Source organism: Gelidibacter salicanalis (genome assembly GCF_016469035.1).
In the GTDB taxonomy this organism is placed as follows: Bacteria; Bacteroidota; Bacteroidia; order Flavobacteriales; family Flavobacteriaceae; genus Gelidibacter; species Gelidibacter salicanalis_A.
The window spans coordinates 1-284 of the sequence record NZ_JAEHJZ010000125.1 but is presented as its reverse complement, the minus strand read 5'-3'; the positions used below and the strand labels follow the sequence as shown (position 1 = coordinate 284).

Sequence of the window (284 nt, the reverse complement as noted above, 5' to 3'; positions counted from 1 at the left end):
TAGATTCGATAAAAAATGATGCTATGCGTAAACGATTTGAGTTATCTCCAGTACTAGGAAGCCTTGCTATTTCTGAGGTAACAATTCCCATAAAAAGCAGAGATGAACTTCCGCCCGTATTGCTGGCACTCCAGACTATTTTTGTCAGTGGACAGTACCATCAAAAAATGTTTTCGATTGTAGAGCCTGTGATTTTAAGGGATAAAAAGCAAACGGGCCGCGAAGGAATGAGTATATGGGAAGTAATTGTTCTGTCGGTGATCCGTTTAACGCTCAACACCAAT

The 284-nt window shown here is 40.5% G+C and carries 1 pseudogene; it reads left to right on the top strand.

Features of this window, described 5'->3' with window-relative positions:
- Positions 1-23: 23 nt before the first annotated feature.
- Positions 24-284, top strand: a pseudogene (locus JEM65_RS21160) (ISNCY-like element ISCku10 family transposase); the annotation flags it as partial.